The organism is Pseudomonas sp. N-1-13 (assembly GCF_057787095.1).
The window spans coordinates 297,787-317,255 of sequence record NZ_JBYNRI010000001.1; the positions used below are offsets into that span (position 1 = coordinate 297,787).

The following is a 19,469-nucleotide window of genomic DNA, read 5'->3' on the forward strand; positions in this document are numbered from 1 at the left end:
GCTGGACTGCGAAGCAGTCCCAAAATAGCCAGTCTGGGACATAGATGTTGGATTCTGCATTGCAGGGGGCCGCTTCGCAGCCCAGCGGGGATAAATCCCCTCGCCACAAGGGCTGATGTTCCTGCGTCTTAGACTGTTGATTTGGAGTGGTTATGGGTGATCGGCACGACTATGTGGCCCTGGAGTGGGTCAAGGGCGAGATTGCCGAAACGCTGAAGCAGGCCCATCTGGCGCTCAACCGCCTGGTGGACGACCCGCAGGCGGCGGATGCCCTCGCGCATTGCCTGGCGTGCATTCATCAGGTGCACGGCGGCCTGCAGATGGTCGAGTTCTATGGTGCCGCGCTGCTGGCCGAGGAGATGGAACAGCTATGCGTCGCCCTGCAGGACAACCGCATCGCCCATCGCGACGAAGCCATCAGTCTGTTGAGCCAGGCCCTTGGGCAGTTGCCGATCTATCTGGACCGCATCCAAGGTGCCCGCCGCGATCTGCCGTTGGTGGTGCTGCCATTGATCAATGATTTGCGCAGCGCCCGGGGCGAGAGCCTGTTGTCGGAGACCAGCCTGTTCAGTCCAGAGTTACCGCTGATCGCGCCGCTCAGTGACGAGGCCTTGAAGCGACTCGAACCGCCTGACCTGCCCAACACCTTGCGCAAACTGCGCCAGACCCTGCAAGTGGCCCTGGTGGGGCTGTTGCGCGAACAGGACGACGCCACCCATCTCGGCTATCTGGCCAAGGTCTTCCACCGCCTGGAAGGGCTGTGCGCCGCCGCACCGCTCAATGCGCTGTGGCAGGTGGCGTCGGCCCTGGTCGAAGGCATGCGCGAGGGGCGTATCGCCAATAGCCCGGCCCTGCGCAGCTTATTCAAGGAAGCGGACAAGGAACTCAAGCGCCTGTTGGACCAGGGCCTGCAAGGCATCAATCAACCGGCGCCGCCACAGTTGCTGACGAGTTTGTTGTTCTATATTGCCAAGGCCGAACATCCCAGCGGGCAGATGCAGATCATGAAAGAACGCTACTCACTGGACGACGCGCTGCCCGACAGCGCCATGGTCGACGAAGAACGCGCACGCCTGGCCGGACCGGACCGCGATGCCATGCGCTCGGTGCTCGCCGCACTCTGCGAAGAGCTGGTGCGGGTCAAGGAGCGGCTCGACCTGTTCGTGCGCAGTGACCGCCAGCACGCCTCGGAGCTGGACAGCCTGCTGGCGCCCCTGCGACAGATCGCCGACACCCTGGCGGTGCTCGGCTTCGGTCAGCCGCGAAAAGTGATCATCGATCAATTGGCGGTGGTCCTGAGCCTCGCCCAAGGTCATCGCGAGCCGGATGACGCGACGCTCATGGATGTCGCCGGGGCCTTGCTCTACGTCGAGGCCACTCTGGCCGGCATGGTCGGCACCGTCGAGCCCGAGAGCCCTGAAGACAGCCACCTGCCCACCACAGACCTGACCCAGATCCACCAGATCGTCATCAAGGAAGCCCACACCTGCCTGCAACAGGCCAAGGACATGATCGTCGACTACATCGACGCCGACTGGAACAGCGAACAACTGCAAGCGCTACCGGCGTTGCTGACCCAGGTGCGCGGGGCGCTGGCGATGATCCCCTTGAGCCGCGCCGCCAGCCTTGTGGAGGCGTGCAATGGTTTCATTCGCGAGCATCTGCTGTTGGATCACGCCCAGCCGGGCTGGGAAGAACTCGATCACTTGGCCGACGTAATCACCGGCCTCGAATATTACCTGGAACGTTTGAGCGAAGACCCGGACACGCCCGGCGAACCCTTGTTGGACGTGGTCGAGCGCAGCCTGGGTGCCCTCGGTTATTTTCCCGACGAAGCCCGGGTGCCGTTGCTTGACGATGTGCTGAGCCCTAACGAGGCTCAGGTCATGCAGGACTTGCAGGAGCTGGATGACCCGCAGACCGTGCAGTCCTTGGCCCAAATGCTGGCCAGCCCGGTCTCGGCGGTCAACCCGCCGGCCCAGAGCACGCCGGGTAGCCTGCTGCCGCCGCCGTTGGACGAGCATCCGGTGGACGACGAGCTGCGCGAGGTCTTCCTTGAAGAAGCCGACGAGGTACTCGACGTTTTGCGCGAATACCTGCCGCGCTGGGCCGCTCACCCTGACGACCATGGCGCCCTGGCCGAATTGCGCAGGGCCTTCCATACCCTCAAGGGCAGCGGTCGGATGGTGCGGGCGCTGGTCTTGGGAGAGCTGGCCTGGGCTGTGGAAAACCTGCTCAACCGGGTGCTGGAGCGCAGTGTTGAGCCGGGTGCTGCGGTCCGGCAGTTGCTCGATGACACGGTGCAGTTGCTACCGGCCCTGGTGAGCGAGTTTGCAGACAACCGCCAGCGTCAGCGCAACGATGTCGACCGTCTGGCGGCCCGTGCCCATGCGCTGGCAAAGGGCGTCGATGACGATGAAGACGCCCAGGATGTCGCCGCCCTTGACCCGTTGTTGCTGAAGATATTCGACAACGAAGCCCAGGGTCACCTTGCCAGCCTCAATCGCTTTCTCGACCAGGCCGCCGAACACTTGCCGCTGCAGGCCAACGACGAATTGCAGCGAGCCTTGCATACCCTCAAGGGCAGCGCATCAATGGCCGGCGTGTTGCCGATTGCCGAGCTGGCCGGCGCGATGGACCAGTTGGCCCGGGAATACAAGGCGCACCTGATCGCCCTCGACCTTGATGAAACTGAATTGCTGCTGGAGGCCGAGGGCCTGTTGCGCCTGGGCTTGCGTCAGTTGCACGGTGACCCCCTGGCGCCGATCCCCGGCGCAGAAGAGCTGATCCAGCGAACCCAAACGCTGCTGGCCGAGCGCCTGCAAACGGCCCTCAGTGCACCGGACAAAGGCTTGCGGACCAAGCGCGATCCCCAACTGATCAACAACTTCCTCGCCCAGGGCATGGACATCCTGCTCGATGCCGAAAACCTGTTGCGCCGTTGGCAGCAGCACCCCGGCGAAGGCCAGGAACTCAGTGCACTGCTGGACGAGCTGACCACCCTCGGCGAAGGCGCGCACTTGGCCGACTTGCACCCGGTGGACGAGCTCTGTGAAGCCTTGCTCGATCTCTATGGCGCAGTGGAGGAAAGCAGCCTGGCAGTCAGCGACGTGTTTTTCCAGGAAGCGCAGCGCGCCCATGAAGCCTTGATCGATATGCTCGATGAATTGGCCGCCGGGCAACACGTGCACTCGCAGCCCGAGCGGGTGCAGGCCCTGCGCGGCTTGCTCCAAGAGAGCCTGGACCCATCCGCCACCGGCCTGATCCGCAGCGATGGCAGCCGCACCCTGAGCATCCGCGAACTGGGTAACGCGACAGCGGAACTGCAGCGCAGCGCCCCTGCTGAGACCTCAGTGGACGACGACATTGCCTCGATCTTCCTCGAAGAGGCGCAGGACATCCTCGAAAGCGCCGCCCAGGCCCTGCAACGTTGGCTGGCCGACCCGGACAACGCAGCGCCGCTGTCCTCGTTGCAACGCGACTTGCACACCCTCAAGGGCGGCGCACGAATGGCCGATATCCGGCCGGTGAGCGACCTGGCCCAGGAGCTGGAAAATCTCTACGAAGGGCTGGTGGACCGCCGTTACAGCCACAGCGAGGAACTCGAGCAACTGCTCAGCAGCAGTCACGAACGCCTCGATCTGCTGCTCGGGCAGTTGCAGCAGGGCCAGCCGTTGGGCGATCCCGTTGCGCTGATCGACGCCATTCGCCGGTTCCGTCAGGACAAGCCGAACCCAATCGATTCGGCAGGGGCGATCCAGGGCGAGGGGGCCGGACATGACCCGGAGCTGCTGGAAATCTTCCTCGAAGAAGGTTTCGACATTCTCGACAGCGCAGGCTCAGCGCTGCTGCGCTGGCAGGACGAACCATCGAACCGTCAGGCCCTGGAAACGCTGTTGCGGGATTTGCACACCCTCAAGGGTGGAGCGCGGATGGTGGAAATCGTCCCCATCGGCGACCTGGCCCATGAGCTGGAAAATCTCTATGAAGGCTTGTCGGCGGGGCTGCTCCAACCGACTCCAGCGCTGTTCGCCTTGCTGCAAAGCAGCCACGACCGGCTGGCGCAGATGCTCGATGCGGTACGCGCCGGCCACCCCTGCCCCGTTGCCGACCGGCTGATCGCGCAGATCCAGGCGGTAAATCATCCGCAGGACAGCGAGACGCCCAAAGTCGTCCCCGCGCCGGAACCGGCCCCGACCCCGCCGCCTGCGCCCACAAGGCCTGAGACCGGCACCCCGAGCGACGGCGCGGACATGGTCAAGGTCTCCGCCGAACTGCTTGACGACCTGGTGAACCTGGCTGGGGAAACCTCGATTTTCCGTGGGCGTATCGAACAGCAGGTCAACGACGCGCGCGTGGCCCTGGGCGAGATGGAAACCACCATCGAGCGCATGCGCGACCAGTTGCGCCGTCTTGATACCGAAACCCAGGGCCGGATCCTCAGTCGCCAGCAGGTCGAGGCCGAGCGTCTTGGCTACGAAGAATTCGACCCGCTGGAGATGGACCGGCATTCCCAGTTGCAGCAATTGTCCCGGGCGCTGTTCGAATCGGCCTCGGACTTGCTCGATCTCAAGGAAACCCTCGAACGCAGCAATCACGACGCTGAGAACCTGCTGCAACAGCAGGGGCGGGTCAATACCGAACTTCAGGAAGGGTTGATGCGCACGCGCATGGTGCCGTTCGAGCGCATGTTGCCGCGCCTCAAACGCATCGTGCGGCAAGTGGCGCAGGAGTTGGGCAAGGACGTGGAGTTCGTGGTTGGCAATGCTGAAGGCGAAATGGACCGTAGCGTGCTGGAGCGCATGGCCGCGCCCTTGGAGCATATGCTGCGCAACGCCGTCGACCACGGCCTGGAGCCAGCCGACGTGCGCATCGCTGCCGGGAAACCGGCCCGGGGGCGCATCAGCCTCGACCTGTCCCGGGAAGGTGGCGACATCATTTTCGACATTCGCGACGACGGCGCCGGCGTGCCGCTGGAGGCGGTGCGCAGCAAGGCGATCAAGCGTGGTCTGCTGGCACCGGACAGCGACATCAGCGACCGCGACGTGCTGCAATTCATCTTGCAGCCGGGCTTTTCCACCGCCGAAAAAATCACCCAGATTTCCGGGCGCGGCGTCGGCATGGACGTGGTCCATGAAGAGGTGCGGCAACTGGGTGGCAGTATGGTCATCGACTCTACGCCGGGGCAGGGCGTGCATTTCCGCATTCGCCTGCCGTTTACCGTGGCGGTCAACCGGGCGTTGATGGTGCAATGTCACGAAGACCAGTACGCGATCCCACTGAACACCATCGAAAGTATCGTCCGGGTGTTGCCCGCTGAACTGGATGGCTATTACCAGCTCGACCCGCCGACCTACACCTACGCCGGGCAACGCTATGAGCTGTGCTACCTGGGTGAGCTATTGAAAACCGGCGCTCGCCCGAAACTGTTGGGCCAGAGCCAACCGTTGCCGGTGCTGCTGATGCAATGCAGCGAGCGGCATATCGCGGTGCAAGTGGACGCTACCGCTGGGACCCGGGAGATCGTGGTCAAGAGCCTCGGCCCGCAATTTTCGGCGGTGCAGGGCTTGTCGGGGGCGACGATCCTGGGCGATGGCCGGGTGGTGTTGATTCTCGACCTGTTGGCGCCGATCCGCGCCTTGCCTCATCAGGTCCCACGCCGCCCGGCAGCGGCGCAAGGCGAGGGCGAACACCCGCGAGCATTGCTGGTGCTGGTGGTGGACGACTCGGTGACGGTCCGCAAGGTCACCAGCCGCCTGCTGGAGCGCCACGGCATGCACGTGCTCACCGCCAAGGATGGCGTGGATGCCATGGCGCTGCTGGCCGAACACTCCCCCGACCTGATGTTGCTGGACATCGAAATGCCGCGCATGGACGGCTTCGAAGTGGCCACGCAAGTACGCAATGACCCGCGCCTGGCCCACCTGCCGATCATCATGATCACCTCCCGCACCGGCCAGAAACACCGCGACCGCGCCATGGCCATCGGCGTCAACGACTACCTGGGCAAGCCGTACCAGGAATCGGTGCTGCTCGACAGCATCGCCCGCTGGAGCAAAACCCATGCATGACCTTCACCCGCGTACCGGGCACATCACTGGGCTGCTGCTACCCCTGGCCGACCGGCACCTGATTTTACCCAACGTGGCCGTGGCCGAGCTGATCGACTACCAGAGCAGCGCGTTCGATATGGACACTCCGCCGTGGTTCCTGGGTTGGGTGAGCTGGCGCGAACGGCAAATCCCGTTGCTGAGTTTCGAGTCGGCCTGCGGCCAGAAAACCGTGATCGGCGAGCGTGCGCGCATCGTCGTGCTCAATGCACTGGGCGGGCGCCCGGAGTTGCGGTTCATTGCGCTGCTGGTCCAGGGTATCCCGCGTTCCTACAAACTCGACACCCAGCTGAGCTACGTCGATGTACCGCTGTGTGGGCTGGAACAGGCGGCGGTACAAGTGGGCGAGCATGTGGCGAAGGTGCCGGATTTGTTGGCCCTGGAAGAGTTGGTCGTTGCCTCGGGGTTGGCAAAAAACTAGGTCAGACACGGTACCTGTGGGGGCGGGCTTGCTCGCGAAGTCGGGCTGATAGCCGGCCAGGGTTTTGTTGACTGAGTACATATCCATTGCCGCCGTTACCGCAGCAACGGATATACACACAAAACTCAAGTAAGCAGTCCCAAGTCATCAAACCCTGAACCGCCCCACCAACGTCTGCAAATGAACCCCCAACCGGGCCAATTCAGCGCTCGAAGCGGCCGTCTCTTCACTGGACGACGCAGTTTGCTCCGACACATCGCGCACATTCAGCACGCTGCGGTTGATCTCCTCGGCCACGGCACTCTGCTGCTCGGCCGCAGCGGCGATCTGCTGGTTCATCGACTGAATGGCCGAGACCGTGCGGGTGATGTTTTCCAGGGATCCACCGGCGCGGCGGGTCAGTTCGACGCTGTTGTCGGTCAGGCTGCGGCTGTTGTCCATGATGGTCGCGACCTGCTCGGTGCCTGACTGCAGGCCGACGATCAGTTCTTCGATTTCTTCTGTGGACTTCTGGGTGCGCTGGGCCAGGCTGCGGACCTCGTCAGCCACCACCGCGAAACCACGTCCGGCTTCGCCCGCACGGGCCGCTTCGATGGCCGCGTTGAGGGCCAGCAGGTTGGTTTGCTGGGCTACGGACTTGATCACGTCCAGCACGCTGCCGATTTTGTCGCTTTCGCGCTTGAGGTCGCCCATGGCTGTGGTGGAGTTACCCACTTCGAGGGCCAGGCGTTCGATCTGGGCGATGGCTTCGCCGACCACTTTTTCACCCTCGCGTGCCTGCTGGTCAGCCGCGACGGCCGCTTCGGAAGCTTCCTCGGCATTGCGCGCCACTTCCTGCACCGTGGCGGTCATTTCGTGCATGGCGGTGGCGACCTGGTCGGTTTCCACTTTCTGGCTGTTGACCCCGGCGCTGGTCTGCTCGGTCACGGCCGAGAGTTGTTCGGCGGCGCTGGCGATTTGTGTAACGCCGTCGCTGATGCCGCCGATCAACTGCCGCAGGCCCACGGTCATGCTCTGCATGGCGCGCTGCAATTGACCGAGTTCGTCGCGGCGCTCGGAGGTGAGGTTGTGGGTCAGGTCGCCCGCGGCAATGCGCTCGGCGACTTTGAGGGTCTGGTCCAGCGGGCCGACGATCTGCCGGGTGATGACCAATGCTGCGATCACGCCGAACAACATGGCCAGCACGGCAGCCGATACCAGGACGGTCTTGGCCTGGGCGGCGTCCTGGTCGCGCACGGCGGTCTGGGACACGGTCAGGCTTTTGCTGGACTCAAGCAATACTTCGCCTTGCTCGGTCATGCGCTTGAGCGCCGCGGCGGTATCAAGCTGGGAATCGCGAAACTGACTGACCGCCGCACGGTAGGCGTTGATCGAATCGCTGGCTTGCTGCAGGTTGGCGGAGTGCTCCTCAGGCAACTGCGCCGGTAGGCGTGCGAGAAGTTTGAGGGCATCGGTAATGGCGTCAAGGGCCGGTTGCTGGGCTTCGTTCTTACCGCTGTAGGTGTAGCCGCGAACCTGATAACGCGCTTGCTGGATCGCCTTGCTCAGGGATACCACGCTGTTGAATTGGGCGACGTTCTCGCTTTGCAGCGTGGCTTTTTCAACCTCGGCGACGCGGGCCACGGCGTTGTCGGCGCTGGCGCCGAGTTTGCTGCGGGCATCTTCGCGACTGACGGTGGCGCTGGCCATCTCGGCGAAGGCGCTTTTGTACTCGGCCACAGCGGCCAGTTGTTTGTCGATCAGCGCCACGTCGGCCGGCTGCTCGATCATCTGGCGGGCTGCGGTCAGGCCGGTCTCGAGTTTGGCAAGCAGATCGTTGACTTCCTGCGGACCGTTTTCACCCCGCGTGGTGTAGTAGTCCAGGCGTGCCAGGCGCAGGTCCTTGCTCAACTCGTTCAGGCTGGAAATGTAGCCCAGCTTGTCGCCACGGCTAATGACATTGCCCAGGCCGCTCCAACCGGTGAAAGCGATCATCAAGGTTAGAAATAGCACCAGACCGAAGCCGAAGCCGAGTTTGCGATTGACGCTTACGTTTCCCAGACTCTGGGTAAGCATTCGGAACATGCTGATTTCTCCCTTGCTGCACTGAATTGGTTTTATGGGAGCTGTATCGGCGGGGCGGGAGGGATCTGTAGAAATGAACTGAGAATCCTGGCGCTCGCCACAAAAAACGGGCAAGCGGCAGGGGGTCAGAACAACCGTGCGAGCAGCGCGGTAACGGCGGTTTCGACGCGCAGGATGCGTTCGCCCAGTTGTACCGGTTGCAGTCCGGCCTTGGCCAGCAGGTCGATTTCGTAAGGAATCCAGCCGCCTTCGGGGCCGATGGCCAGGGTCACGGGTTCGTCCAGCGCGCGAGGGCAGGGGGGGTAGTTCCCCGGATGGCCGACCAGACCGCAGGTGCCGTTCGCCATGGCCGGCAGGCGGTCTTCAACGAAGGGCTTGAAGCGCTTTTCGATGATGATCTCCGGCAGCACGCTGTCGCGCGCCTGCTCCAGGCCAAGGATCAGTTGTTCGCGAATGGCCTCGGGCTCCAGGAACGGGGTCTGCCAGAAGCTCTTTTCCACGCGGTAACTGTTGACCAGTACCACGCGCGGCACGCCCATGCTGGCGATGGTCTGGAGCACTCGCCGGAGCATTTTCGGTCGAGGCAGGGCCAGCACCAGTGTCAGTGGCAGCTTGACCGGCGCAGGTTGGTCGAGTGTCACTTGCAGTTCGGCTTCATGGGCTTCCAGGCGCAGCACCTGGGCCGTGCCCATCAACCCGCCGATACGCCCGACCCGCAGGCTGTCACCGACGGCGCTACGGTGCACTTGCTGCATGTGGGTCAAGCGGCGATCGCTCAGCACGACGCGGTCAGGCCCGATGAAGTCGGCCTCTTCAAGCAGCAGCAGGTTCACGCTTGGGTCGCTGGCGGCTGGTCGTTATGGTCGTCGACCGGCTGATCGTCTGCTTCTTCCCGGCGCTTGCGCACCAGACCGCCGAACAGGATGCCGATCTCGAACAGCAGCCACATCGGCACGGCGAGCAGGGTCTGGGAGAAGATGTCCGGCGGGGTCAGGATCATGCCGACCACGAAGCAGCCGATGATCACGTACGGACGAATTTTCTTCAGGTACGCAACGTCGACCACGCCGATCCACACCAGCAGTACCACGGCTACTGGGATTTCGAACGCCACGCCGAAGGCGAAGAACAGCGTCATGACGAAATCCAGGTAGCTGGTGATGTCGGTCATCATTTCCACGCCCGCGGGAGTGGCGGCGGCAAAGAACTTGAAGATCAACGGGAATACGAAGAAGTAGGCGAAGGCCATGCCGGTGTAGAACAGCAGAATGCTGGACACCAGCAGCGGCACGGCAACGCGTTTTTCATGCTTGTACAGGCCTGGCGCGATGAAGCCCCAGATCTGGTGCAGGATCACCGGGATCGCCAGGAACAACGAGACCATCATCGTCAGCTTGAGCGGCGTCAGGAACGGTGACGACACGTCGGTGGCGATCATCGTCGCGCCTTCCGGCAGGTACTGGCGCAGCGGTGTGGAAACGAAGGTGTAGATCTGTTGGGTGAAGGCAAACAGCCCGGCGAAGATGACGAAAATCGCCGCCACGCAACGCAACAGGCGGGTGCGCAACTCGGTGAGGTGCGATACCAGCGGCATCGGCTGGTCGTTTTCAGGAATATCGCTCATGGGGCTCGCGGCGGCAAAGTAGGGTCGTTAGGAACGGCTGGTGCCGCCACTGTCGGGGCGGGCTCCACGGGGTTCGCGGGCGCGGCTGCTACAGGCGGCGTGTCATCCACCGGCGCCTGGGGGGCAATCGTCGGCTCGACCGCCGGCTGAACCGGTGTCGGCTCCTGCTGGGTCGGGGTGAAGATTTTCCGCGCTTCCTGCTCCAGAGACAGAATGTGTTCGTTGTGCAGTTGCCGACGAATGTCGTCGGCCCCGATTTCACGTTCAACTTCCTGTTTGATCGCATTGAAGCTGCGCTTGAGCCGCCCGATCCATAGACCTGCGGTGCGCGCAGCGCCCGGCAGCCGCTCGGGGCCCAGTACCAGCAGGGCGACGAGGCCGACGAGCAGCAGTTCAGTGAAGCTGATCCCAAACATTAGTCAGTGCTCACGAGTCTTTGCGGGCCGGCTCTTCGACTTTCTGTGCCTGCACATCGATGGTGTGCGGGGCATTCACAGGTTGAGTGGCCTGTGGGTGAACCGGTTGGCTCGGCTGCGCTGGTTGAGCGGGCGTCGCTGCCGGGTCGGCCGGTTTTTCGTCGTCGTTCATGGCCTTGCGAAAGCCCTTGATCGACTCGCCAACGTCAGTGCCCAGGTTCTTGAGTTTCTTGGTGCCGAACACCAGTACCACGACCACCAGAATGACGACCCAGTGTTTCCAGTCAAAAATACCCATGTGGCTATTCCTCTCGTAAGTTGATCAGGCGGACGGACGCGAGGCTTTCTCGACGTGCCCGGACAGACCGAAACGACGGTCCAGTTCATCCAGTACAGCCTGCGGGTGCTGCCCCAGTTGGGCAAGCATGACCAGGCTATGGAACCACAGGTCGGCGGTCTCGTAGATCACGTCACTGCAGTCGCCGCTGATGGCGGCGTCCTTGGCGGCGATGATGGTCTCGACCGACTCTTCACCGACCTTTTCCAGAATCTTGTTCAAACCCTTGTGGTACAGGCTGGCGACATAGGAACTGTCGGCCGCTGCGCCTTTGCGCTCTTCCAGCACCTGGGCCAGGCGGGTCAGGGTGTCACTCATGGGTATGTCCTGAATAAATGGCGTGCGGGTCCTTGAGCACCGGGTCGACGGTTTTCCAGTCGCCGTTCTCGAAGACGCGATAGAAGCAGCTTTGACGGCCGGTGTGGCAGGCGATCTCACCGACCTGCTCGACCATCAGGATGATGACGTCGCCGTCGCAGTCCAGGCGCATCTCGTGCAGGTGCTGCACGTGCCCGGACTCTTCACCCTTGCGCCACAGCTTGCCACGCGAACGTGACCAATAGATGGCGCGGTTCTCAGCGGCGGTCAGGGCCAGCGCTTCACGGTTCATCCAGGCCATCATCAGCACGCGCCCGGTCTTGTGATCCTGGGCGATGGCCGGCACCAGGCCGTCAGCGTCCCATTTGATCTCGTCCTGCCAGTTTTTCATCTTCGACTCCGACAATGGGCCGCGCATCTCAAGTCGACGGGCCCAGCCTTGAAACAGTGTGCCAGCGTGAACCGGTGCTGGCTATCGACGAACGACCAGATACAAACCAACGATGACCATGATGCCGGCGGGCCAGTGGCCCAGCTGACTCAACGGGCCCCCGCTCGCCAGTACTGCACCGCCACCCAGGTGAGCGGCGCCGAGCAGGCGCATGAACCAGTCGTCCCCGCGCTCTTTCCACGGCGGCGCGGGATCGTGGGCGTGGGGTTGGGACATGCGTTCGAGCAGGTCGCGGGTCATGTTGGCCAGGTGCGGGAGCTGCTCGAACTGGCTCTGCACGTTGCCCAGCAAGGTTTTGGGGCTCACGCGCTCACGCATCCAGCGTTCGAGGAACGGCTGGGCGGTGTTCCACAGGTCCAGGTCCGGGTATAGCTGGCGACCAAGGCCTTCGATGTTCAGCAAGGTTTTCTGCAACAGTACCAACTGCGGCTGAACCTCCATATTGAAGCGACGCGCGGTCTGGAACAGGCGCATCAGCACCTGGCCGAATGAAATATCTTTTAACGGTTTTTCGAAGATCGGTTCGCATACCGTGCGGATCGCCGCTTCGAATTCGTTGAGTTTGGTCTCGGCCGGCACCCAGCCGGAGTCGATGTGCAGTTGCGCGACGCGGCGGTAGTCGCGCTTGAAGAAGGCGAACAGGTTGCGGGCCAGATAGTCCTGGTCTTCGGGAGTCAGGCTGCCGACGATGCCGCAGTCGATGGCAATGTATTGCGGGCTCCACGGTTGCACGGTGCTGACAAAGATATTCCCCGGGTGCATGTCGGCGTGGAAGAAGCTGTCGCGGAACACCTGGGTGAAGAAGATTTCCACGCCGCGCTCGGCCAGCAGTTTCATGTCGGTGCGCTGGTCGGCCAGGGTCGCCAGGTCGGTGACCTGGATGCCGTAGATACGCTCCATCACCAACACTTTCGGACGGCACCAGTCCCAATAGACTTGCGGCACATAGAGCAGCGGCGAGCCTTCGAAGTTACGCCGCAGTTGGCTGGCGTTGGCGGCTTCGCGCAGCAGATCGAGTTCGTCGTAGATGGTTTTTTCGTAGTCCAGGACCACGTCAACCGGGTGCAACAGGCGCGCATCGGCCGATAGTCGCTCGGCGGCCCGGGCGAGAATGAACAGCCACGCCAGGTCCTGGGCAATGATCGGCTTGAGACCCGGGCGGATAACCTTCACCACCACTTCTTCGCCGCTCTTGAGCTGCGCAGCGTGAACCTGGGCCACGGAGGCCGAGGCCAACGGCTCGACGTCGAAACGGCTGAACACTTCGCTGATCTTCTTGCCCAGTTGCTCTTCGATCAGGGCCACCGACACCTTTGAATCGAACGGCGGCACGCGGTCTTGAAGCATCATCAATTCATCGGCGATGTCTTCGGGCAACAGGTCGCGACGAGTCGAGAGGATCTGCCCGAACTTGATGAAGATCGGTCCCAGGTCCTGCAAGGCCAGGCGCAGGCGTGCGCCGCGACTCAGGTCCAGCGTTCGCCGGGGAAACCAGCGCCACGGCAGCACGAAGCGCAGCGCCAGCAAAAACCAGGGCAGCGGCAGGGCGAACAGCAGGTCATCGAGGCGATAGCGGATCACGACGCGCTGGATGCGCAACAAACGGCGGACGGCAAGCAGCTTCATGCGTTATCGCTTGGTTTCAAGGGAGCGGGAAAGGCGCTCGAAACGCGCCTCGAGACGTTCCAGGTCAAGTTTGATCTGGTCCAGTTCATTAAAGCGGGCGTCGGCTTCGCGTTGGCCTACGAGAGTACGCGATTCCTCGGCCAGGTATTCACTCAGATTCTGCCCCAGGCTGGCGAAGCCTTGGCGATACCAGCGCGTGCGGCTGCGCAGATGGCCACTGAGTAGCTGAGTGGCCACCGGCCCGAGCCAGCGGGATACTTCATATTCCCAGTCCAGCTCCAGGTCCTGGAGAATCGCCGCCAGCTCCAGCAGCACGCCGCTGTCGCCGTCCAGTTCCACCTCAGGGCCATGCAGCACGGCGGTCTTGTCCTTGCTCAGGGCCAGGTTCACCAGGCTCGATGCCGGGGCACGCAGGGTGCAGTGGGCCTCGGCTTCCCAGTGTGCAGCGAGCATCAGGCCTTCGTCGCTGGGCAGGATGAACAGCCGCAATGCGGGGCTGCGGCAATCCACCGCAATCACCTTGCCGCTCAAGTGCGCCAGGCGCGCCAGCGCCGTACTGTCCAGGCGCAGGACGCGATTGACGCCGAGTTCGACGCTGGCGAGCAGGCCGGTGAGCAGCATCAGGGCTTGATACCGCGGTGCAGGGCCACGATGCCCGAGGTCATGTTGTGGTAGGTCACGCGGTCGAAACCGGCCTCGACCATCATCGACTTCAGGGTTTCCTGATCCGGGTGCATGCGGATCGATTCGGCCAGGTAGCGATAGCTTTCCGAGTCGTTGGTGATCAGCTTGCCCATCAGTGGCATGAAGGCGAACGAGTAGGCGTCGTAGGCCTTGGACATCAGCGCGTTGGTCGGCTTGGAGAATTCCAGCACCAGCAGACGGCCGCCGGGCTTGAGGACTCGTAGCATCGAGCGCAGGGCGTCTTCCTTGTGGGTGACGTTGCGCAGGCCGAAGGCGATGGTGACGCAATCGAAATGGTTGTCAGGGAAGGGCAGCTTCTCGGCGTCGGCCTGGACGAACTCGACATTGCCGGCCACACCCAGGTCCAGCAGGCGGTCACGACCGACCTTGAGCATGGACTCGTTGATGTCAGCGAGCACCACCTGACCGGTCGGCCCGACAATGTGAGAGAACTTCTTCGTCAGGTCGCCGGTGCCGCCGGCGATGTCCAGCACCCGATTGCCGCTGCGCACACCCGACAGTTCGATCGCGAAACGCTTCCACAGACGGTGCATGCCACCCGAGAGCAGATCGTTCATCAAGTCATATTTGGCGGCTACCGAGTGGAAAACCTCAGCGACTTTTTCCGCCTTCTGGCTTTCCGGCACGTTCTTGAAGCCGAAGTGAGTGGTGGGTTCGGCATCGCTGCCTTTGCGCTGATCAGTCATATCGCTGTCACCAAAAAAGAATGCGGGACATTCTAATCCCGGTGGAGGGCTTTGTCTTGGCAAGCCTGAAGGTAAGATGAGCGACCGCCGGGACGTTTTGACGCAGCCAGGGTCAGAAACGTGCAGGCAAGTCCCGATAAAACAGGAGTCATCAGATGGCCCGTATAACAGTTGAGCGTGCCCATGGCCTGGGCAAGGATGCGGCCCGCGCCAGAGCCGACCAGTTGGCGCAGAAACTGTCCGACAGCTATGGCCTGGAGCCGCAGTGGTCGGGCGACACGCTGAAGCTCAAGCGCTCCGGGGTCAAAGGCGAGGTGCATGTGGGCGAGGACTCGATCCGCGTCGATGTCGAACTGGGCATGTTGATGTCGGCCATGAGCGGCACGATCAAGACGGAAATTGAAAAGGCGTTGGATAAAGCATTGGCTTGATTGAAGAGATGACTCAAGTTCATCACTCATTCACCTGTGGGAGCGAGCCTGCTCGCGATAGCGGCGTGTCATTCAACATCAATGTTGCCGGTCTATCGCCATCGCGAGCAGGCTCGCTCCCACAGGGGAAGTCATCACCTCGGATTCTGTGGCAGTAGTTAGGGTGCCGTTTCTAATTATTGTCACTACTTTGTGCCTGAGCCCGACCGTGTACGGGCAGTTCCTCAAACCTGTTATCGAGTGAGGTGCACCATGGCCAAAGTTATTTTGAAGAAAAAAACCGACGTTGAATCTTCCACGCTCAGCGACGTGAAAACGTACGCGCGCAAGATCTGGCTGGCGGGCCTGGGCGCCTACACCAAGGTCGGCCAGGAAGGCAGCGAGTACTTCCAGGAGTTGGTAAAAGCCGGTGAAGTTGTTGAAACCAAAGGCAAAAAGAACATTGCCGGAAAACTCGAGGCGGCCAACAGCGAACTGATTGAAGCCAAGACTGACGTCAACACGTTCAAGGCCCGGGTTGAAGTACAACTCGATAAAGTCGAGAAGGTATTCGACGCCCGTGTTGCAAGTGCCTTGAATCGTATCGGCATTCCGTCTAAACATGACGTTGAGACACTCTCTGCTAAGCTCGATGAGCTGACGGCATTGCTTGAACGTGTCGCGCGTAAACATTAAGGAGAACGGGATGGCTGGCAAAAAAATCACCGAAAAAGAAGGCAGCTCGTGGGCCGGGAAGATTGAAAAATACTCCCGCAAAATCTGGCTTGCTGGTTTAGGCGTGTACTCGAAGATTGACACTGACGGCAGCAAACTCTTCGAGTCCCTGGTTAAGGACGGCGAGAAGGCCGAAAAACTCACCAAGACGGCGGTCGGCAAACAAGTCGATGCCACCAAGGACTCCGTCGAGTCCGCCAAGTCGCGAATCGGCGGTGTGAAGGATCGCGCACTGGGCAAGTGGGACGAACTGGAAGGGGCTTTCGACAAGCGCCTGAACAGCGCGATCTCTCGGCTGGGCGTGCCGAGCCGCAATGAAGTCAAGGCGCTGCACAGCAAGGTCGACACCCTGACCAAGCAGATCGAAAAACTCACCGGCGCCAAGGTCGCGCCAGTGGCGGCCAAGACTGCGGCAGCCAAACCTGCCACCAAGACGGCAGCCAAGCCATTGGTCAAGGCCGCGGCGAAAGCCGTCGCTAAGCCTGCGGCAAAAGCAGCGGCCAAGCCGGCGGCGAAAACCGCAGCCGCCAAACCTGCCGCCAAGGCAGCGGCCAAGCCGGTAGCAGCCAAACCCGCGACCAAAGCAGCGGCCAAGCCGGCTGCCAAAACCGCGGCCGCCAAACCTGCTGCCAAGCCTGCGGCAAAAGCGGCGGCCAAACCCGCCGCGGCGAAAAAGCCTGCGGTGAAAAAACCGGCTGCGCCAAAAGCTGCCGCACCGAAGGCGCCGACTGCTGCCGCCAAACCGGCCGCCCCGACGAGCCCCGCGAACTCCGCTTCGGCTCCGACTCCGGCGGTTACCCCGACCGCTGCGCCGGCTCCATCGACGCCTACCACCCAGTCCTGATATCCAGGGCAAACAAAAACGCCCGGCCTGTGAAGGTCGGGTTTTTTTATGCGTATTCATTTGATGCACCGCAGAAGTGGGCTTGCTCCTACAGGGGGGGCGGTGATGCAAATACTGAAATCACCCAGAAAACATTGTGGGAGCGAGCCTGCTCGCGATAGCGGTGTGTCAGCCACATTGATGTTGGATGTGCGTCCGCCATCGCGAGCAGGCTCGCTCCCACAAGGGATCTTCCTCTGCTGGTCGTTAGTCGTGCTCTTCCAGGTACCGCAACGCCAGTTGCTCGGTGGCAACCTTTGCCGCCGGCGGCAGATGCGGCGCTACCAGCATCATGACCTGATAGACCACCAGTCGAACTTCACCCTCGCGGTCGAGGATTCGCTGATAGTCCAGCGAGAACAGTAAGGTCATGGTGATCTGTTCCACCAGTTGCCCCAATGCCTGGGTATCGCTGACCAGCATCCCCTGGGCCTTGAGTTGCGCCAGCAGCGAGGCCAGGGTGCGTTTCAGGGCGTTGAGCAACTGGCGGATGCCCTTGGCCAGTTTTGGCAGGCGTCCGGCCAGGTTCGACAGGTCCTGGAACAGAAACCGGTATTGAGCCAGCCGTTCGACGATCAGGTGCAGGAACAGCCAATAATCTTCCGGCGCCAGTTGTACATCTGCCGGTGGGTCCAGCAGCGGTGCCAGTTCGCTCTGGAAGCGCTCGAACAACCCGAGGATCAGGGGCTCCTTGCCATGAAAGTGGTAATAGAGATTGCCTGGGCTGATGCCTATTTCGTTGGCGACTTCCATGGTGGAAACGTTCGGTTCGCCCTTCTCATTGAACAACTGCAGGGCGCATTCAAGAATGCGGTCGCGGGTTTTCATCCGGTCTTCTTAGTGATGGAAATCGTGCCACGGCCCAGTGTCTGGCCGTGGAGTGAGCCCTTAGCGCACGCGCACATAGGTTCCCGGCGCCGCTTCCAGGGGCGGGTAGTTCGCGTTGCCCAGGGTCATCTGTGTTTCGTGTTGGGCGCCGGAGCGTTCCTGGACCCAACTCAGCCACTGGGTCCACCAACTGCCCTCGATGTGCTTGGCGTCGTAATACCAGGCTCGCGGGTCGCTGCTCAGTTTCGGGTTTTCGACGTAGTTGGCCTTGGGGTTGCCCGGCGGGTTGAGAATGCTTTGGACGTGACCGCTGTTGGACAGCACGAAGCGCCGCTCGCCACCGAGCAACAGCGTTGAGCGATAGACCGCGTCCCATGGCGTGATGTGGTCATTGATGCCCGCCACGCTGAAGCTGTCCACCGTCACTTTTTGCAGGTCGATCGGTGTGCCGCACACTTCCAGGCCGCCGGGGTGGGTCAAGGGATTGTGCTTGAAGAAGTCCAGTAGGTCGCCATGGTAGGCCGCCGGCAGTCGGGTGCAGTCGTTGTTCCAGTAGAGGATGTCGAACGCCGGCGGCTCCTTGCCCAGGAGGTAGTTGTTGATGAAATAAGTCCAGATCAGGTCATTGGGACGCATCCAGGCAAACACCCGGGCCATGTCGCGGCCATCGAGGATGCCTTTCTGATAGGAGCGGCGCTTGGCGGCTTCCAGGGTCTGCTCGTCAATGAACAGTGTGGCCGGGCTCTCCATCTGGCTGTCCAGCAGGCTCACCAGGTAAGTGGCGCTGGCGACCCGGCGCAGTTGGCGCTTGGCTTGCAGATGGCCTTGCAGGGCAGCGATGGTCATGCCGCCGGCGCAGGCGCCCATCAGGTTGACCTCACGGGCGCCGGTGATCGCCCGGCAGACATTCATGGCTTCTTCCGTCGCCTCGACATAGCTGGACAGGCCCCATTCGCGATGACGTACATCGGGGTTGCGCCAACTGATGATGAACACCTGCAAACCGTTTTTCAGGGCGTACTGGACGAAGCTGTTGGAAGGGCTCAGGTCGAAGATGTAGAACTTGTTGATCTGCGGCGGCACGATCAGCAACGGCTTGGCGTATTGCTTTTCGCTCATGGACTTGTACTGGATCAGCTCGAGCATTTCGTTGCGAAACACCACCGCCCCCGGTGTAGTCGCCAGGGTCTTGCCGACTTCGAAGGCATGGGGGGTGACTTGCCGCGGCAGCCCGTCATTGTGCAGCAGGTCGTCCACCAAGTGGCTGATGCCACGAATCAGGCTGGTACCGCCGGAATTGAACAGCTCCTTGACCGCCAGCGGGTTGAGCAAGGTATTGGAAGGCGATACAGCATCGTTGAGCAGGGCGAAAGCGAAGTGAGCCCGGGCACGGTCATCGGGGCTCATGTCGCATTCGTCGATCCAGCTCTTCATCTGTTTCTGCCAGCTCAGGTAGGCCTGCAGGCTGCGACGGTAGAACGGATTGAGCTCCCAGGTGGGATCGGCGAAACGCTTGTCGTTGGGGTTGGTGGGGTGCAGGGTTTCCCCTAGCAGCACGCGGCCCAACTGGCTGCCCAACTTCAACGCATGCCGGGCGCTGTGCACTGGGTTGCGCAAGCCGTGTACGGCAACACTGCGCAGGGTGGAAAGCAGGTCCCGGCCCCGCAGGCCGGTGACCGCACTTTGTGCGTTGATGAAGTTGGCAGGGGCGGGCATGGAACCCTTCGCCGGTTTGTCGCGCATGAGTCAACTCCTTCGTCATCAGGCTAAAAACAAACACACCGAACCAGACAACATAGTCGCTGTTCCGGGTAGTTGCGCGATCCGGCGTCCTGCCAGGCGCTTTTGGGCGGTG

General features: G+C 62.1%; 16 protein-coding genes and 1 pseudogene. 5 read left to right on the forward strand and 12 right to left on the reverse strand.

The features are described 5' to 3' along the window. Nucleotides 1-152 precede the first annotated feature (152 nt). Both AC3I65_RS01415 and AC3I65_RS01420 read left to right on the forward strand, forming a co-directional pair. Complete coding sequence (locus AC3I65_RS01415) at nucleotides 153-6,071, forward strand: Hpt domain-containing protein (protein WP_488523412.1); 5,919 nt, start codon at nucleotides 153-155, stop codon at nucleotides 6,069-6,071. Then, complete coding sequence (locus tag AC3I65_RS01420) at nucleotides 6,064-6,531, forward strand: chemotaxis protein CheW (RefSeq protein WP_186655654.1); 468 nt, start codon at nucleotides 6,064-6,066, stop codon at nucleotides 6,529-6,531. The genes AC3I65_RS01415 and AC3I65_RS01420 overlap by 8 nt, the downstream gene beginning before the upstream one ends. Before the next feature lie 147 nt (nucleotides 6,532-6,678). On the opposite strand, the gene AC3I65_RS01425 is transcribed toward AC3I65_RS01420, so the two are convergent. The 10 genes and pseudogenes from AC3I65_RS01425 to ubiE all read right to left on the reverse strand — a co-directional run bounded on the left by AC3I65_RS01425 (nucleotide 6,679) and on the right by ubiE (nucleotide 14,758). Further along, complete coding sequence (locus tag AC3I65_RS01425) at nucleotides 6,679-8,586, reverse strand: methyl-accepting chemotaxis protein (RefSeq protein WP_370695183.1); 1,908 nt, start codon at nucleotides 8,584-8,586, stop codon at nucleotides 6,679-6,681. A 134-nt stretch (nucleotides 8,587-8,720) separates the two neighbouring features. Then, on the reverse strand, nucleotides 8,721-9,428 hold the full coding sequence (locus AC3I65_RS01430) for a 16S rRNA (uracil(1498)-N(3))-methyltransferase (RefSeq protein WP_047225991.1): 708 nt from the start codon (nucleotides 9,426-9,428) through the stop codon (nucleotides 8,721-8,723). Beyond that, complete coding sequence (tatC, locus tag AC3I65_RS01435) at nucleotides 9,425-10,219, reverse strand: twin-arginine translocase subunit TatC (protein ID WP_076383016.1); 795 nt, start codon at nucleotides 10,217-10,219, stop codon at nucleotides 9,425-9,427. Before tatC ends, AC3I65_RS01430 begins: the two co-directional genes overlap by 4 nt. Then, a complete protein-coding gene (tatB, locus tag AC3I65_RS01440) occupies nucleotides 10,216-10,635 on the reverse strand; it encodes a Sec-independent protein translocase protein TatB (RefSeq protein ID WP_047225989.1) in 420 nt (139 codons plus the stop codon). Before tatB ends, tatC begins: the two co-directional genes overlap by 4 nt. Before the next feature lie 10 nt (nucleotides 10,636-10,645). Continuing rightward, nucleotides 10,646-10,933, reverse strand: coding sequence for a twin-arginine translocase TatA/TatE family subunit (locus AC3I65_RS01445; protein ID WP_047225988.1), 288 nt, complete (start codon nucleotides 10,931-10,933; stop codon nucleotides 10,646-10,648). Between the two features lie 24 nt (nucleotides 10,934-10,957). Beyond that, nucleotides 10,958-11,290: a phosphoribosyl-ATP diphosphatase gene (locus AC3I65_RS01450; protein ID WP_003186671.1), complete on the reverse strand. Its 333-nt coding sequence runs from the start codon at nucleotides 11,288-11,290 to the stop codon at nucleotides 10,958-10,960. Next, nucleotides 11,283-11,681, reverse strand: coding sequence for a phosphoribosyl-AMP cyclohydrolase (gene hisI / locus AC3I65_RS01455; protein ID WP_003196931.1), 399 nt, complete (start codon nucleotides 11,679-11,681; stop codon nucleotides 11,283-11,285). The genes AC3I65_RS01450 and hisI overlap by 8 nt, the downstream gene beginning before the upstream one ends. Nucleotides 11,682-11,762: 81 nt before the next feature. Further along, a complete protein-coding gene (ubiB, locus tag AC3I65_RS01460; protein WP_047225986.1) occupies nucleotides 11,763-13,367 on the reverse strand; it encodes a ubiquinone biosynthesis regulatory protein kinase UbiB in 1,605 nt (534 codons plus the stop codon). Next, a pseudogene (locus AC3I65_RS01465) lies at nucleotides 13,364-13,988 on the reverse strand (ubiquinone biosynthesis accessory factor UbiJ). The gene ubiB and the pseudogene AC3I65_RS01465 overlap by 4 nt, the downstream one beginning before the upstream one ends. After that, a complete protein-coding gene (ubiE, locus tag AC3I65_RS01470; protein ID WP_047225985.1) occupies nucleotides 13,988-14,758 on the reverse strand; it encodes a bifunctional demethylmenaquinone methyltransferase/2-methoxy-6-polyprenyl-1,4-benzoquinol methylase UbiE in 771 nt (256 codons plus the stop codon). Before ubiE ends, AC3I65_RS01465 begins: the two are co-directional and overlap by 1 nt. Before the next feature lie 155 nt (nucleotides 14,759-14,913). Between ubiE and AC3I65_RS01475 the strand changes: the two genes are divergently transcribed. The 3 genes from AC3I65_RS01475 to AC3I65_RS01485 all read left to right on the forward strand — a co-directional run bounded on the left by AC3I65_RS01475 (nucleotide 14,914) and on the right by AC3I65_RS01485 (nucleotide 16,747). Beyond that, nucleotides 14,914-15,189 carry a polyhydroxyalkanoic acid system family protein gene (locus AC3I65_RS01475; protein WP_047225984.1) on the forward strand — a complete coding sequence of 92 codons (276 nt, stop codon included), beginning with the start codon at nucleotides 14,914-14,916 and terminating at the stop codon, nucleotides 15,187-15,189. Nucleotides 15,190-15,441: 252 nt separating this feature from the next. Beyond that, complete coding sequence (locus AC3I65_RS01480) at nucleotides 15,442-15,864, forward strand: phasin family protein (RefSeq protein ID WP_076383010.1); 423 nt, start codon at nucleotides 15,442-15,444, stop codon at nucleotides 15,862-15,864. Between the two features lie 10 nt (nucleotides 15,865-15,874). Further along, nucleotides 15,875-16,747, forward strand: coding sequence for a phasin family protein (locus AC3I65_RS01485; protein WP_076383008.1), 873 nt, complete (start codon nucleotides 15,875-15,877; stop codon nucleotides 16,745-16,747). A 246-nt stretch (nucleotides 16,748-16,993) separates the two neighbouring features. Here the strand turns inward: AC3I65_RS01485 and AC3I65_RS01490 are convergent, their stop codons facing one another. Both AC3I65_RS01490 and phaC read right to left on the reverse strand, forming a co-directional pair. After that, the gene (locus AC3I65_RS01490; RefSeq protein ID WP_076383006.1) at nucleotides 16,994-17,614 is read right to left on the reverse strand and encodes a TetR/AcrR family transcriptional regulator; all 621 of its coding nucleotides are present in this window, start codon (nucleotides 17,612-17,614) and stop codon (nucleotides 16,994-16,996) included. Nucleotides 17,615-17,674: 60 nt separating this feature from the next. Next, nucleotides 17,675-19,357 (reverse strand): class II poly(R)-hydroxyalkanoic acid synthase, encoded by a 1,683-nt coding sequence (gene phaC / locus AC3I65_RS01495; protein ID WP_488523413.1) that lies wholly within the window; start codon nucleotides 19,355-19,357, stop codon nucleotides 17,675-17,677. Nucleotides 19,358-19,469: the final 112 nt, after the last annotated feature.